The following is a 14,858-nucleotide window of genomic DNA, read 5'->3' on the forward strand; positions in this document are numbered from 1 at the left end:
GCGCAGTTCGGCCGGGCGCACGCGCTGCAGCATCGCCGGTATCGCCAGCACGTTGCCCAGCGACTTGCTCATCTTCTCGCCGCCCATGGTCACCCAGCCGTTGTGCAGCCAGTAGCGGGCGAAGCCGTCCCCGGTGGCGCGCCCCTGCGCGATCTCGTTCTCATGATGCGGGAAGACCAAATCCATTCCGCCGCAATGGATGTCGAATTCCGGCCCGAGATATTCGCGCGCCATCGCCACGCACTCCGAATGCCAGCCCGGCCGGCCCCGGCCCCACGGCGTCGGCCACGACGGCTCGCCGGGCTTGGCTCCCTTCCACAGGGTGAAGTCGCGCTGGTCGCGCTTGCCGGTGGCCACGCCCTCGCCCTGGTGGACGTCGTCGATCTTGTGCCCGGACAGCGCGCCGTATTCGGGATAGCTGAGCACGTCGAAGTAGACGTCACCGCCGCCCGTGTAGGCGTGACCGGTTTCGATCAGCCGCTCGATCAGCTCGACGATCTGGGTGATGTGCCCCGTGGCCCTCGGCTCCGCCGACGGCGGCAGGACGTCCAGCGCGTCGTAGGCGGCGGAAAACGCGCGCTCGTAGGTGGCCGCCCACTCCCACCACGGGCGGCCCGCCGCGGCGGCCTTGTTGAGGATCTTGTCGTCGATGTCGGTGACGTTGCGGATGAACGCGACGTCGTAACCGCGGGCGATCAACCAGCGGCGCAGGATGTCGAACGCCACCCCGCTGCGGACGTGGCCGATGTGCGGCTGGCCCTGGACCGTGGCGCCGCACAGGTAGATGGAGACGTGCCCGTCGCGCAGCGGAACGAAATCACGCACGGCACCGGCTGCCGTGTCGTGTAGCCGCAGGCGGGCGCGATCGGTCACGACGTGCCAGCTTACCTGCCCAATTACCGCAACCTGCGCCGCTAGCCGGTCGGGAACACCAGCGCCGTGGCGATCGCGGCCAATCCCTCGCCCCGCCCGGTCAGGCCCAGGCCGTCGGTGGTCGTCGCGGACACCGACACCGGCGCCCCCAGCAGCTCGGAAAGGACCCGCTGCGCCTCCGCGCGGCGCGGACCCACCTTTGGCCGGTTGCCGATCACCTGGACGGCCGCGTTGCCGACGCGGTACCCCTGCCCCGAAACCAGGCCGACGACGTGGCGCAGCATGTCGGCGCCGCTGACGCCCTCCCAACGGGGGTCGTCGACCCCGAATACCGCGCCGATGTCGCCCAACCCGGTTGCCGACAGCAGCGCGTCACACAGCGCGTGCGCCCCTACGTCACCGTCGGAGTGGCCCGCACAACCGTCGGCGCAGGGAAACAGCAGCCCCAGCAGCCAGCACGGGCGCCCCGCTTGGATCGGATGCACGTCGGTGCCCAGCCCGACCCTTGGAATCCGGAGCGGCTCGCTCACCGGCGCACGATCGCTCGGGCCAGCACCAGATCGAGCTGCGTGGTGATCTTGAACGCCAGCGGGTCGCCGTCGACGACCTGCACCTGGCCGCCGACGTGCTCGACCAGGGACGCGTCATCGGTGAAATCCGCGCTGCCCGCCCGTTCGTAGGCCCGCAGCAGCAAGTCGGTGGCGAAGCCTTGCGGCGTTTGCACCGCTCGCAGACCGGCCCGCTCGGGCGTACCCAGGACCACCCCGTTGGCATCCACGGCCTTGATGGTGTCAGACAAGGGCAGTGCGGGCACGACGGCGGCGTACCCCGACCGCAGCGCTTCGACCACCCGCACGATCAGCGCGGGCGGCGTCAGCGCCCGGGCGGCATCGTGGACGAGCACGAACTCGGAGTCGCCGGGCAAAGCGGACAAAGCAAGCCGGACCGACTCGATACGGTCGGCCCCGCCGGCCACGACCGTGGCGTGGCTGCCCAGGACTTGCTTGGCCTGGTCGATGCGGTGGTCGGGGACGGCCGCTACGACATGGTCGACGACCCCGGATTCCAGCAGGCCGGCGACGGCGAGTTCGAGCAGGGTATGCCCGTCGAGCTCACAGAATGCTTTCGGAACGCCGGCTTGCAGCCGTGCCCCCGACCCCGCGGCCGGGACCAGTGCGACAACTGTGTCCCCGACCACCAAAGAGCCTCAGGACCTTCAGGAAGCGGCGGCCAGAACCTCGTCGAGGATGGTCTCCGCCTTGGCGTCGTCGGTGCTCTCGGCCAGCGCCAACTCACCGACAAGAATCTGGCGGGCCTTGGCCAGCATGCGCTTCTCGCCGGCGGACAGACCCCGCTCCTGGTCACGGCGCCACAGGTCGCGCACTACCTCGGCCACCTTGTTGACGTCGCCGGAGGCGAGCTTTTCCAGGTTGGCCTTGTATCGGCGGGACCAGTTCGTCGGCTCTTCCGTATGGGGCGCGCGCAACACCTGGAACACCTTGTCCAGGCCCTCTTGCCCGACCACATCGCGGACACCGACGTATTCGGCGTTGTCTGCGGGCACTCGAACGGTCAGATCTCCCTGCGCAACTTTCAAGACGAGATACTCTTTTTGTTCCCCTTTGATGGTGCGGGTTTCGATCGCCTCGACTAACGCAGCACCGTGGTGTGGATATACAACGGTGTCGCCGACCTTGAAGATCATCTGATTCGAGCCCCTTTCGTTACTTCAGTCTAACACGGCGGGCCAAGGCTTGGGGAACAACGGTGCAGGTCAGGGGCACATCGCATGCATATTAGGGGTTGACAGGCGGCGGAAGACGTGCAAGGGGTCACACTACGCTCGTCCCTATTGGACCCGGGCAAGCCCCCCACCGGCGGCCTTGCTGCGCTGGTCTGGCGCCCTGCGCTACCGCCGCGCAGACCTTCCTACTACTGTGCATAGTTGCATAGTCGAACCGCTGAATTGGTGCGTCGTGAGGGCGCGAGCCGAGCAGGAGGCATTGAGTGAACCGCTTCGCCGTCGTCGGTCTGGTCGCCTTGGTCGCCACCCTGCTCAGCGGTTGCGGAGCCGGTCAGATCTCGCAAATGGCCACCCAGGAGCCCGCCGTCAACGGCAACCGGGTCACCATCAACAACGTCGCGCTGCGCGACATCCGCATGCAGGCCGTGCAGACCGGTGACTTCCTGCAGCCGGGGCGAACGGTGGATCTGGTGGCGGTGGCCATCAACCAGTCGCCGGACGTCGCGGACCGGCTGGTGAGCATCACCAGTGACGTCGGCGCGGTCACGATCGGCGGCGATGGCCGGCTGCCCGCCGGAGGGATGCTGTTCATCGGCAAACCCGAAGGCCAGAATGTGGCCCCGGGTCCGCTCGAGCCCAACAACGCGGTCAAGGCGACCGTCGCGCTGGCCAAGCCCATCAGCAACGGCCTGGCCTACAACTTCACCTTCAACTTCGAGAAGGCCGGGCAGGCCAGCGTGATGGTGCCGGTTTCGGCCGGAGTGGGATCCCAACCCGCCTGAGCGCGGCGCTAACCGGGGGCTGACCCGGCCTGTCACACCGGGCATGTCGCACCCGCCCGATACCGTCATGACGTGGCACATCCGCGCTCGCAATACCGCTGCTCCGAATGCAAGCACGTCACCGCCAAGTGGGTGGGCCGCTGCGCGGAGTGCGGCACCTGGGGCACTGTCGACGAGGTGCCGGTACTGGCCGCCATCGGCGGCGCGGGGCGTCGCGCCGGCGCTGCGGCGGCCTCGGCGTCGCGGGCCGTTCCCATCAGCTCGATAGAAGCGCACAGCACGCGGCACCGCTCCACCGGCGTCGGCGAATTGGACCGGGTGCTCGGCGGCGGGGTGGTCCCCGGCTCGGTCACGTTGCTGGCGGGCGATCCGGGCGTGGGTAAGTCGACGCTGTTACTCAAGGTCGCCCACCGTTGGGCCGAGGCGGGCAGCCGGGCGCTGTACATCTCCGGCGAGGAGTCGGCCGGCCAGATCCGGCTGCGCGCCGACCGCATCAGCTGCGGCGGTGACGAGGTGTACCTGGCCGCCGAGTCGGACCTGCACACGGTGCTCGACCACATCGCGACGGTCCGGCCGGCGCTGGTCATCGTCGACTCGGTGCAGACCATGTCCACCACCGAGGCCGACGGCGTCGCCGGCGGGGTCACGCAGGTGCGCGCGGTGACCGCGGCGCTGACGGCCGCCGCGAAGGCCGCCGGCGTCGCCCTGATCCTGGTCGGCCACGTCACCAAGGACGGCGCCATCGCCGGACCGCGGTCCCTGGAACACCTCGTCGACGTGGTGCTGCACTTCGAGGGCGATCGCAACGGCCCACTGCGGATGGTCCGCGGGATCAAGAACCGATTCGGCGCCGCCGACGAGGTCGGGTGTTTCATGCTGCACGACAACGGGATCGAGGACGTCAACGACCCGTCGCACCTTTTCCTGGATCAGCGGCCCGCCCCGGTCGCGGGCACCGCGATCACGGTGGCCCTGGACGGAAAGCGGCCGCTGATCGGCGAGGTGCAGGCGCTGCTGGCGACCCCGTCGGGCGGCTCGCCGCGCCGCGCCGTCAGCGGCATCGACCACGCCCGCGCCGCGATGATCGCTGCCGTGTTGGAAAAGCACGCCCGGCTGAACATCGCCGTCAACGACGTCTACCTGTCGACCGTGGGCGGCATGCGGTTGACCGATCCGTCCTCCGATCTCGCCGTCGCGATCGCGCTGGCCTCGGCGTATACGAACCTGCCCCTGCCCACCACGGCGGTGATGATCGGCGAAGTGGGGCTGGCGGGCGACCTGCGCCGGGTCATTGGGATGGAGCGGCGGCTGGCCGAAGCAGCGCGCCAGGGATTCAGCATCGCGCTCATCCCGGACGGCGACGATCCCCGGCGCGAGATAGTGCCGAGCGGGATGCGGGCGCTGCGTGCGCCGACCATCGTGGCGGCCCTCCAACACATGAAAGCCATCGCCGAGCGCCCCAACGGCTGGACGCATAACGCCGTGGGGCCGCACAATGACACGCTGTGACCCGTCCGACACTGCGTGAGACCGTCGCCCGCCTGGCGCCGGGCACCGGGCTGCGCGACGGCTTGGAGCGCATCCTGCGCGGCCGCACCGGTGCGTTGATCGTGCTCGGCAACGACGAGAACGTCGAGGCCATCTGCGACGGCGGGTTTGCCCTGGATGTCCGGTACGCGCCGACGCGGCTGCGCGAGCTGTCCAAGATGGACGGCGCCGTCGTCCTGTCCACCGACGGCGGCCGCATCGTCCGCGCCAACGTGCAGTTGGTTCCGGATCCGTCGATACCCACCGACGAATCGGGGACCCGCCACCGGTCGGCGGAGCGCGCCGCGATCCAGACCGGGTACCCGGTGATCTCGGTCAGCCACTCGATGAACATCGTCACCGTCTACGTCGCCGGCGAGCGCCACGTGGTGGCCGATTCCGCGACCATCCTGTCGCGGGCAAACCAGGCGATCGCCACCCTGGAGCGGTACAAGATGAGGCTCGACGAGGTCAGCAGGCAGCTGTCCCGCGCGGAGATCGAGGACTTCGTGACGCTGCGCGACGTGATGACTGTGGTGCAGCGGCTGGAGTTGGTCCGGCGCATCGGCCTGGCGATCGACTACGACTGCGTCGAGCTCGGCACCGACGGCCGCCAGTTGCGGCTGCAGCTCGAGGAGTTGTTGGGCGGCAACGACATCGCCCGCGAGCTGATCGTCCGCGACTATCACGCCAGCCCCGAGCCGTTGTCCAAAGCGCAGATCACCGCCACGTTGGACGAGCTGGACGCCCTCTCGGACACCGAGCTGCTCGACTTCACCTCGCTGGCAAAGGTTTTCGGATACCCGACGACGGCGGAGGCGCAGGATTCGGCGCTGAGCCCGCGTGGCTACCGCGCGATGGCCGGCATCCCACGGCTGCAGTTCGCCCACGTGGACCTGTTGGTCCGGACCTTCGGAACGCTGCAGGACCTGCTGGCGGCCAGCGCCAACGACCTGGAGTCGGTGGACGGCATCGGCGGGATGTGGGCCCGCCACGTGCGCGAGGGATTGTCACAGCTGGCGGAATCGACCATCGCCGATCCGCTCACCTGAACGCGGTCAGCCCGCGGGAATGGGGCCCGGGGCGACGCCCGGCGGGGCCTCCGGCGGCGGCGCGAGCGCCGGCTGACCCGGCTGCCCCGGCACGGGTCCCGGCGGCGGTGGCGGCTGATTCATGATGAACGGGACCGGCTGCGAGCGCAGGTTGCCCAGCTGCACGACGAGGTTGTAGGTGCCCGGCCCGATCGCCGGCCGCGGCAGCGGGCAGTGCGGCGCCGACCCCATGCCCGTCCAGGTCACCGCGGTCGTCACCTGCTCGCCCGGCGTGAAGGTCTTGATCAGGGTCTCGTTGGACGGCGCGCAATCCAGGTTGGACCACAGCCGCTTGTTGTCCAGCGAGTAGACGTAGGCGGCGAGCGACGCGGCACCCACGTCCCGCTTGCACGACACCAGGCCGATGTTGGTGACGACCATGGTGAACTTCGGCTGGTCGCCGATGAAGTACTGGGGCGCATTGGTCAGGCCTTTGACGCCCAGCGTCGAATCGGGGCAGTCATCGCCCTCCTTCAGCACCGGCGGCGGCTGCACCGCGGCGGTGGGGGTGGGCGACTCGGGGTTTTGCCCCTGCGGGGCCGGTACCGGCGTGACGCCCTCCTGCCCCGGAGGCGGCGCCTGGTTCGGGGGCGCGGCGGGCTTGCTTTGGGCGGAGTTGGGCTTGTCGGCGCCGGCGGGCTTGGCGCCCGCCTTGTTGCCCATGAACGCAACGACGATGGCGGCCACGACCCCGATCACGACGACCGCAAGGCCCAGGGCGAGGCCCCTGCGCCGCCAATAGATCTCGGTAGGTAGCGGGCCACGCGGTTCCAGATCCAGCACGATCACACCGTAGGCCCAGGTCACGCGGATTTGTTCGATCCGCGTCGGCGTGTCGCCCTGTTTGCTGGCCGACCGCCGTGTAGGTGGCGGTGAGAAAGGCGGCCGTTATTCGCCGATATCGCCGACGTGGTCGACCAATGCGGCGCGCCCGTCGGCGAGGTGGTACGTGACGCCGGCGATCCCCAGCGTGCCCGCGGACACCCGCTCCGAGATGGCCGAAGAGCGCGCCATGAGCTGCGCCAGCGTCTCCTTGACGTGGCGTTCCTCGAACTCGTCGACGCGGCTCAGGCCGTCGCGCCGGCCCATCAGGATCGACGGCGCGACCCGCTCCACCACGTCGCGCACGAAACCGCCCGGTATGGCGCCGTCCTGGATCGCCGCCAGCGCCGCCTTGACGGCGCCGCAGCTGTCGTGGCCGAGGATGGCGATCAGCGGCACGTCGAGCACCGTCACCGCGAACTCGATCGAGCCCAGCACCGCCGAGTCGATGACCTGCCCGGCGGTGCGAACCACGAACATGTCACCCAGACCCTGGTCGAAGATCAGCTCGGCCGCCACGCGGCTGTCCGAACAGCCGAACACGACAGCGGTGGGTTTCTGGCCCGCGGCCAGGCTGGCCCGGTGGTCGACGCTCTGGCTGGGATGCTGAGGCTGGCCGGCGACGAATCGCTCGTTACCCTCTTTGAGTGCTTTCCATGCGGTTACCGGGCTGGTGTTTGGCATGCCACACATCATGCCGCACCCGCGCATGAAGTTCCGCCCGAACGAACTCATCGACTGGTACGACCGGTCGCGCCGCGACTTGCCCTGGCGGGAACCGGATGTCACCGCGTGGCAGGTCCTGGTCAGCGAGTTCATGTTGCAACAGACGCCGGTGGCGCGGGTGCTCCCGATCTGGCCGGATTGGGTGCGGCGCTGGCCCACCCCGTCGGCCACCGCCGCGGCCAGCGCCGCCGACGTGCTGCGGGCCTGGGGCAAGCTGGGTTACCCGCGGCGGGCCAAGCGATTGCACGAGTGCGCCACCGTGATCGCGCGCGACCACGACGATGTGGTTCCCGACGACGTCGACGTCCTGATGACGCTGCCCGGCGTCGGTAGCTACACCGCGCGGGCGATCGCGTGCTTCGCCTACCGCCGCCCGGTGCCGGTGGTGGACACGAACGTGCGGCGGGTGGTGGCGCGCGCGGTGCACGGCCTGGCCGACGCCGGTGCGCCGTCCGCGGCGCGCGACCACGCCGACGTCTCCGCGTTGCTACCGGATGACGGACGGGCGCCGCAGTTTTCGATCGCGTTGATGGAGCTGGGCGCGATCGTGTGCACCGCACGGGCCCCCCGATGCGGGTTGTGCCCGCTTGACGGGTGCGCGTGGCGGGGGGCGGGTTGTCCTCCCGCGCAGGGGCCGGCCCGCCGGGTGCAGACCTACGCCGGCACCGACCGCCAGGTCCGCGGTCGGTTGCTGGATATCTTGCGCGCCAACGATTCCCCGGTCACTCGGGCGGAACTTGACGTGGCGTGGCTGACCGATCCGGCGCAGCGCGATCGCGCGCTGGATTCGCTGCTGGCCGACGGCCTGGTGACCAGGACGGTCGACGGCCGGTTCGCGTTACCGGGCGAGCAATGAACGGCCTCGATCAGAGATCGTTGCCGGCGTAGGACTGGTTGAAGCTCTTGTTGGCCAACGGAAAGTCGGGGACGATGGTGTCGGTCATCGCGACGGGCAGCGCGGGCCAGTTGAACCACGAGGGGTCGACGATCTTCGCTCGGGTGATGCGATTGGCGGCATCGATTTCGACGCGGTGAACGATGGTGCCGCGCCATCCTTCGACGATGCCGATCCCGCTGCGGGGCGCGTGCAGCGCCGGCAGATCCTCGGTGTATTCGATTGGGCCGGTGTGTGATTCGATCAGGTGGCAGCACAATTCGGCAGACGCGGCGAATTCGTCGCGCCGCACCGTGTAGCGGGCCAGCACATCGCCCGCGTCGGCGCCGATCTCGGTGACGGGCAGGGTGGTGGTCGGGTGTTCGAGCCGCGCGTCGGTGCGGATGCCGCTGGCCCGCGCGACATAACCCAGGCAGCCGAGGGCCCGCGCGTCTTCGTCGTGCAGCGCGGCCGTGCCGGCGAACCGGTCATACACCCCGGAGTTGCGCAGGGTCAGCTCGGCGATCTCGGCGACATCGGCCGCGACGGACCGCAGTTCGTCGGCGTCGGGCAGCGCCCGCAGCGCCACCGTGGCGGGGCGGATGGCGCCGCGCAGCAGCCGGTGTCCGGTGACATTCGCGTTGAGCCGCAACAGTTTTTCGCGGACGCGTTGGGCGTGGGCGTTGGCGAGGGAGAACCCGACGTCGTTGGCCAGCGCGCCCAGATCGGCGACGTGGTTGTAGAGCCGTTCGAGTTCGACGAGCAGCGCCCGCAGGCGGTGCGCCTCGTCGGGCAGTTCGATACCGAACCCGTCCTCGATGGCCAGGCTGTGGGCGAGCGCGTGCGCGACGGAGGTGTCGCCGCTGACGCGCTCGGCCAGCTCGACGGCGCCCGCAGCCAGCCGACCCTGGAAGAGCCTTTCGACGCCCCGGTGGACGAACCACAGCCGGATCTTGAGCCGCAGCACGCTTTCGCCGGCGACGGAGAAGCGGAAATGGCCGGGCTCGATCAGCCCGGCGTGCACCGGGCCCACCGGAATCTCGTACACCCCGGGCCCCTCGACGGTGACGAACGGGAAAGCGCCGACGCGGTCGAAGCGCGGCGAGGGCGCGGCGTTGCCGCGCATGGGATACCACTCCTCGGGCCAATGGGCATGCCGGACCAGTCGGCGCGCTTTGGGGTGCCCGAGGGGCCGGATTCCATAAAGGTCGGCCATCTCGCGCTCGAAGCGGCCGGCCGCAAACGACAGGTACGCCAGCGACTGAAGCGCCGGATCGTCCTTGCTCACCACGCATTCGAGCTCGACGCGGCGATCGGGCCGGCCGGCCAGGAACAGGTAGACGACGCGGAAAGCGTCGCCGTCGTCGTGGGCGGCCACCAGTGCCAGGCGAAAGCCCTTGCCCAGCAGGTCTTCCGCCATCTCGGCGACACCGTTTTGGGAAAGCCGGTGGCGCAACCAGTTACGGTTCACCGCGGCGTCCCGACGTTGGTTGCCGCGGTGGTGAACAGGCCGGTCAACGGGCCGGCCGTGACGCCGAGCACCAGCGACGCCGCGACGCCGACGACCAGGGCCGCCGCCACCGTTCGCGGCACGGCGATCTCCGGTGTGGCACCGGGGCGGTCGCCCAGCAGGATTCGCCCGCAGTTGCGCGCCAGCGCGGCGAAGGCGACCACGATCAGCAGCAGTGCCGGCCCCAGGGCCCAGGCCAGCCGGGCATCGGCCAACGATCGGGCGATGGCCAACTCGCTGGCGAACATCGCAAACGGCGGCAGCCCGAGCAGCACGACGACTCCGACGACAAGCGATACGCCGATCAGGCGGGAGCGCCGCAGCACGGCGCCGATGTCGGCGATCGCGGTAGAGCCGTGCGCGGCCTGCAGCTGGCCGGTCGCCAGGAAGAGGACCGTCTTGCCCAGGCCGTGGGCGAGGACGTGCAGCAGCAGCGCCGCGATGGCCAGGGTGGTCCCGGCGGCCGCGGCGATCGCGATCAGCCCCATGTTCTCCATGGAGGAGTAGGCGAGCATCCGTTTGATGTCGGGCGTCAGCGTCAGCATCAGGGCCGCTATCACCAGCGTCGCCAACCCGATCACCAGCAGCCCCGCCCGCATGAACGCGGGTCCGGCCGCCGCGGCGATGATCGGCTTGATGCGGATCAGCACCGAGAACGCCACCGACAGCAGCACCCCGCTCATCAGCGCCGAAACCGGCGCCGGGGCCTGGCTGTGGGCGTCGGCCAGCCAGGTGTGGAACGGAAACAGCCCCACCTTCGCGCCGTAGCCGATGAGCAGCAATCCACCCGCAAGCCGGGCGATGTCGGGATTGAGCCCCACGGCATGCGCCGTGAGTACATCGAGGTTCAGGGCTGCCGCGGCCGGCGCACCGGCGTGCTCGGCGGCGTAGTAGAGCAGCACCGTGCCCAGGAACGCGATCGCGATGCCGACCGAGCAGATCACGACGTACTTCCACGTCGCCTCGAGTGCGCCGCGGGTGCGGCGGTGCCCAACCAGAAACGCGGTGATCACCGTGGTGGCTTCGATGGCGATCCAGACGATGCCGATGTTGTTGGCGCACACCGCGACAACCATCGCCGCCACGAAGGCCGCGGTCAGCGCCCCGTACTCGCGGGCGCCGCGCTCATCGGTGTGCCCGTGCGCAAGTTCGGCGTTCACGTAACCGATGCTGGCCCAGGTCGCCAGCGTCGCAACGCTTCCGATGACGATCAACATGGTGACGGTGAGGGCGTCCACTCGCAGCATCCCGCCCAGCGCGAACCGCGTGCCCGGTCGGGTGAGCACCCCGAGGGCCGCACCGCACCCGAGCACGCACACCGCCGAGACGACGATCAATGCCGCGGTGGCCCTGCGCCATCCGGCGATCAGGGTGACGATCGACGCACCGACGGGCGCGAGGATCGCGGCGAGCAGTAGACCCAACATCAGTCGTGCAACTCCTGCAGCGCGTCCAGGTCCGCGCCGCCGAACGCCCGGGACAGCCGGCCGGTCAGGACGCCGATGACGATGACCGCGAACAGCACGTCCAGCGAGGCGCCGAGCTCGACGATCAGCGGCACCCCGGCGGTGAGCAGGAACGCGGTGGCGGCGATTCCGTTGTCCAGCATCAGGAATCCCGCGGCCTGGGAGACCGCGTGCCGGCGCGTTCCCATGACGAGCAACGCAATGAGCACCACCGCCGTGGCGGCCGGCACCGCGGTCGTGGTGGCCGCGGGCTGCAGATTCACCAGGGGACCGGTGGCGGCGAAGGCGGCCAGCGTCAGCGCCGCGGTGATGAGTAGCGAAGTCGCGGTGTTGATCAGCGGGGTGGCTTCGCGGTGGCATTGCGGGTCGGCGCCGGTCGCGCGCGCCAGCAGCCGCGGCAATATCGCGGCCCGCAACACCAGCACGGCGACACCAACGCCGATGAGCGCACCGTCGCCGTCATACACACCGCGCAGCACGGGAATGGCCGCCAGGGCGACGCCCTGCCAGGCCAGCAGACGGACGATGGCGGTCAGGTCGCGGCGCCACACGATCAGCACCGCGGCCAGCAGCAGTCCGCCGGCGGCGAGGTCGACCAGTACCGTAAAAGTGTTGTACGTCATGCCGGCACCCCGAAGAAGTTGGCCGCGACGACCGCGAGCAGCGCCAGCAGAAACGATCCGGCCAGCAACTCGGGAACCCGGAACAGCCGCAGCTTGGCGACGAACACCTCGACGGTGGCCAACAGTCCCGCCAGGGCCGCGACCTTGGCGGCCACGGCCGCGAGGCCGACGACGACGTCCACCGCGCTGGGCCGGTCGCCGGCAATGCCCCAGGGCGCAAACAGGTTTGCCAGCAGCGCCAGCAGCACCGTCAGCCGCATCCCGGCCGCCCACTCGACCAGTGCCAGTCGGGGACCGGCGTATTCGAGGACCATGGCCTCGTGGACCATCGTCAGCTCGAGATGGGTGGCCGGGTTATCCACCGGCAGGCGCCCGGTTTCGGCGACGATGACGATCACCAGCGCGGTGAACGCCAGCACCGCGGCGAGCGACACCACCTGCCCGGGATGGGCGACGGTGTGCGCCACCAGGGCACCGAGATTGGCCGAGCCCGCCGGCATCGATACCGCGAAGACCGCCAGCAGGATCGTGGGTTCGACGAGCGCGGCGATGGTGATCTCGCGGCTGGCACCCATGCCGCCGAACGAGGTGCCGGTGTCGATGCCGGCCAGGGTCAACGCGACGGTGCCCACGAACAGCAGGCCGACGACGGCGAACAAGTCGGCGCTGGCATCCAGCGGGGATCCGGTCGCGACCAGCGGCGCGATCGCTGCGATCAGTAGCGTCGATCCGGCGATGACGGCGGGCGCGGCCGCGAACACCACCGTCGTACCGCGCGGCGTGATCTGTTGCTTGCCAAGCTGTTTGATGATGTCGCGCCACGGCTGCAAGATGCCGCCACCGACGCGTCCTTCCCAGCGCGCGCGCACCTGGCGGGTCAGGCCGACGACCAGCGGAGCGCCGGCCACCACGGCGCCGATTTGCACCGCGCCCGCGACGTAGGAAAGGACGTTCATCGGGCGACCACCAGCACGGTCAGCACACCGAGCGCGCCGTAGGCCAGGTACAGGTGCACGCTGCCGGTATGGGCGCGCCGGACCACTCGCGCCGCGGCCGAGATCGCGTGGATCACCGGCGGGTAGCAGCGATCCTCGATCGCGTCGCCGATGGTGCTGCGGTAGGTGATCTTGTCGGCCAGGTACCGCGATTCGGCGCTGTGGGTGACTTCGATGTCCGTGTCGGGACGCAGGACATCGTCGAAGACCCGTTGCAACGGCTCGGCGAAGGAGGTCGCGGTGTACTGCATGCGGGCGGTGAGATCGTCTGCACCGCAAGCCCATAGGGGCGCCGTGACGGGCTCGGGGCGCCGTCTGCGGCGCCATTGTGCGAGCATCGCCGCGGCCAGCGCGGCCGCGCAGCAGCCGGCGACGATCACGCCGGGTGCGATCGACCCTTGCAGGCCGGGCAGGCGAACCAGGGCACCGAAATCGGTGAATTCCACCGTCCGGGCGGCGGGTAGCGCAGCGACCGCCTGGCGCAGCGCGGGGGCGACGGTCGCGGGCGCCACGGCCAGGGTCACGCAGGCGGCCGCTGCGAGCGCCATGCCGGCCAGCATGCTGCGCGGCGCCTCGACGGCCCCGGCGGCCCGCTCGGAGCGCGGCCGCGCCAGAAATCCGATGCCGAACGCCTTGACCATCGCCGCCACGCCCAGGCCGGTGGTGAGCGCGACCGCGCCCACCGCCAGCGGTGTCGTCAACGCCAGGACGGCGACGTGTTCTGCGGCGGTGTGGATCAGCGACTGGACCAGCAGCCACTCGCTGACGAACCCGGCGCCCAGCGGTAGCCCGCACGCGCCGAGCGCCGCCACCCCGAACAGGGCGGTGGTCGCCGGCATCCGGCGGGCCAGACCGCCCAGCCGGTCGAGGTCACGCAGCCCGGTCGCGGCCAGCACCGACCCGGCGGACAGGAAGCCGAGACTCTTGAACGCCGCGTGCGCGATCAGGTGCAGCATGGCCGCGGCCGCGGCGATCGTCGCCGGCCGGTGTGCACCGGTGGCGGCGAAGAGGGTCGCGGCTCCCAAGGCCAGCGTGATCAGCCCGAGGTTCTCGGTTGTCGAATACGCAAGTAGCCGCTTGAGGTCCGTGGCCACCGAGGCCTGCACCACGCCGTAGAGCGCCGACACCCCGCCGACGACCATCAAGACCAGGCCCCACCAGCGGGGGCCCGGGCCCAGCAGCTGCAGATCGAAACGGCAGATGCCGTAGACGCCGAGGTTGACCATGGCCGCGCTCATCAGCGCCGACACCGGACTGGGCGCCTCCGGGTGGGCGCGCGGCAACCAGGCATGCAGCGGCACCAGCCCGGCCTTCGAACCGAACCCCGCGACCGTCAGCAGGAACACCGCGTTGCAGGCGCCCGGCGAGATCCGGTGCAGGTCGGCGAACCGGTTCGCGCCCCCGGCCGCCGCAAGCACCGTCAGCGCGGCCAGGATCGCGGCGAACCCCAACTGGGTCATCACCGCGTACACCAGGGCGGCGGAGCGAACCTGCGGGCGGGTGTGTTCGGCCAGCACCAACACCAGCGACGCGGCCGCCATCAACTCCCACGCCAGCAGGAAGGTGGTCACCGACCCCGCCGCGGGTACGACGAGCATCGCAGCGACGAACAGCGGCAACACCGCGAGCGTCGCCCTGCCCAGGTGGCCGCGGCGGGCATACCCGATCGTGTACAGCCCGACGGCAACCGCGACCGCGCCCGTGAGCGTCATGAAGAACCCGCCGAGCGGGTCGAGGCTCAACTGCACCCCCGACAGGGGAAGCAGCCACCCGATGCGGACTTCTCGCACCGGGCCGAACATCCCGATCATGCCCGCCCATACCC

15 protein-coding genes are annotated in these 14,858 nt (G+C 70.2%); 4 read left to right on the forward strand and 11 right to left on the reverse strand.

Features of this window, described 5'->3' with window-relative positions; all coding sequences use genetic code 11:
- The 4 genes from cysS to carD form a co-directional block, all read right to left on the reverse strand.
- Window positions 1–873: cysteine--tRNA ligase (gene cysS, locus A5787_RS21165; protein WP_066970656.1), on the reverse strand; the 873-nt coding region annotated here is incomplete at its 3' end.
- A gap of 41 nt (window positions 874–914) precedes the next feature.
- The gene (gene ispF / locus A5787_RS21170) at window positions 915–1,403 is read right to left on the reverse strand and encodes a 2-C-methyl-D-erythritol 2,4-cyclodiphosphate synthase (protein ID WP_066970658.1); all 489 of its coding nucleotides are present in this window, start codon (window positions 1,401–1,403) and stop codon (window positions 915–917) included.
- On the reverse strand, window positions 1,400–2,071 hold the full coding sequence (gene ispD / locus A5787_RS21175) for a 2-C-methyl-D-erythritol 4-phosphate cytidylyltransferase (protein ID WP_066970660.1): 672 nt from the start codon (window positions 2,069–2,071) through the stop codon (window positions 1,400–1,402). Before ispD ends, ispF begins: the two co-directional genes overlap by 4 nt.
- Window positions 2,072–2,089: 18 nt before the next feature.
- Window positions 2,090–2,578 (reverse strand): RNA polymerase-binding transcription factor CarD, encoded by a 489-nt coding sequence (gene carD / locus A5787_RS21180; RefSeq protein WP_007166539.1) that lies wholly within the window; start codon window positions 2,576–2,578, stop codon window positions 2,090–2,092.
- Between the two features lie 302 nt (window positions 2,579–2,880).
- On the opposite strand from carD, the gene A5787_RS21185 reads away from it, so the two are divergent.
- The 3 genes from A5787_RS21185 to disA all read left to right on the forward strand — a co-directional run bounded on the left by A5787_RS21185 (window position 2,881) and on the right by disA (window position 5,978).
- Window positions 2,881–3,399, forward strand: a complete 519-nt coding sequence (locus A5787_RS21185) for a hypothetical protein (RefSeq protein ID WP_066970663.1) — start codon at window positions 2,881–2,883, stop codon at window positions 3,397–3,399.
- Between the two features lie 72 nt (window positions 3,400–3,471).
- The gene (gene radA, locus A5787_RS21190) at window positions 3,472–4,908 is read left to right on the forward strand and encodes a DNA repair protein RadA (protein ID WP_066970665.1); all 1,437 of its coding nucleotides are present in this window, start codon (window positions 3,472–3,474) and stop codon (window positions 4,906–4,908) included.
- Window positions 4,905–5,978: a DNA integrity scanning diadenylate cyclase DisA gene (gene disA, locus A5787_RS21195; protein ID WP_066970668.1), complete on the forward strand. Its 1,074-nt coding sequence runs from the start codon at window positions 4,905–4,907 to the stop codon at window positions 5,976–5,978. The genes radA and disA overlap by 4 nt, the downstream gene beginning before the upstream one ends.
- Before the next feature lie 6 nt (window positions 5,979–5,984).
- On the opposite strand, the gene A5787_RS21200 is transcribed toward disA, so the two are convergent.
- Entirely contained in the window at window positions 5,985–6,800 is an 816-nt protein-coding gene (locus tag A5787_RS21200; RefSeq protein WP_156764062.1) for a hypothetical protein, read from the reverse strand.
- A 105-nt stretch (window positions 6,801–6,905) separates the two neighbouring features.
- A complete protein-coding gene (locus A5787_RS21205) occupies window positions 6,906–7,523 on the reverse strand; it encodes a carbonic anhydrase (RefSeq protein ID WP_066970682.1) in 618 nt (205 codons plus the stop codon).
- Between A5787_RS21205 and A5787_RS21210 the strand changes: the two genes are divergently transcribed.
- Entirely contained in the window at window positions 7,522–8,421 is a 900-nt protein-coding gene (locus A5787_RS21210; protein ID WP_066970671.1) for an A/G-specific adenine glycosylase, read from the forward strand. The two genes, A5787_RS21205 and A5787_RS21210, sit on opposite strands and share 2 nt — an antisense overlap.
- Before the next feature lie 10 nt (window positions 8,422–8,431).
- On the opposite strand, the gene A5787_RS21215 is transcribed toward A5787_RS21210, so the two are convergent.
- The 5 genes from A5787_RS21215 to A5787_RS21235 form a co-directional block, all read right to left on the reverse strand.
- Window positions 8,432–9,859: an NADH-quinone oxidoreductase subunit C gene (locus A5787_RS21215; protein WP_066970684.1), complete on the reverse strand. Its 1,428-nt coding sequence runs from the start codon at window positions 9,857–9,859 to the stop codon at window positions 8,432–8,434.
- A 47-nt stretch (window positions 9,860–9,906) separates the two neighbouring features.
- The gene (locus tag A5787_RS21220) at window positions 9,907–11,376 is read right to left on the reverse strand and encodes a proton-conducting transporter membrane subunit (RefSeq protein WP_066970674.1); all 1,470 of its coding nucleotides are present in this window, start codon (window positions 11,374–11,376) and stop codon (window positions 9,907–9,909) included.
- Window positions 11,376–12,038 carry a hypothetical protein gene (locus A5787_RS21225; protein ID WP_066970676.1) on the reverse strand — a complete coding sequence of 221 codons (663 nt, stop codon included), beginning with the start codon at window positions 12,036–12,038 and terminating at the stop codon, window positions 11,376–11,378. Before A5787_RS21225 ends, A5787_RS21220 begins: the two co-directional genes overlap by 1 nt.
- Complete coding sequence (locus A5787_RS21230; RefSeq protein ID WP_066970678.1) at window positions 12,035–12,994, reverse strand: respiratory chain complex I subunit 1 family protein; 960 nt, start codon at window positions 12,992–12,994, stop codon at window positions 12,035–12,037. Before A5787_RS21230 ends, A5787_RS21225 begins: the two co-directional genes overlap by 4 nt.
- Window positions 12,991–14,858: proton-conducting transporter membrane subunit (locus tag A5787_RS21235; RefSeq protein ID WP_197507330.1), on the reverse strand; the 1,868-nt coding region annotated here is incomplete at its 5' end. The genes A5787_RS21235 and A5787_RS21230, both read right to left, overlap by 4 nt.

Source organism: Mycobacterium sp. 852002-50816_SCH5313054-b, assembly GCF_001667185.1.
Lineage (GTDB): Bacteria > Actinomycetota > Actinomycetes > Mycobacteriales > Mycobacteriaceae > Mycobacterium.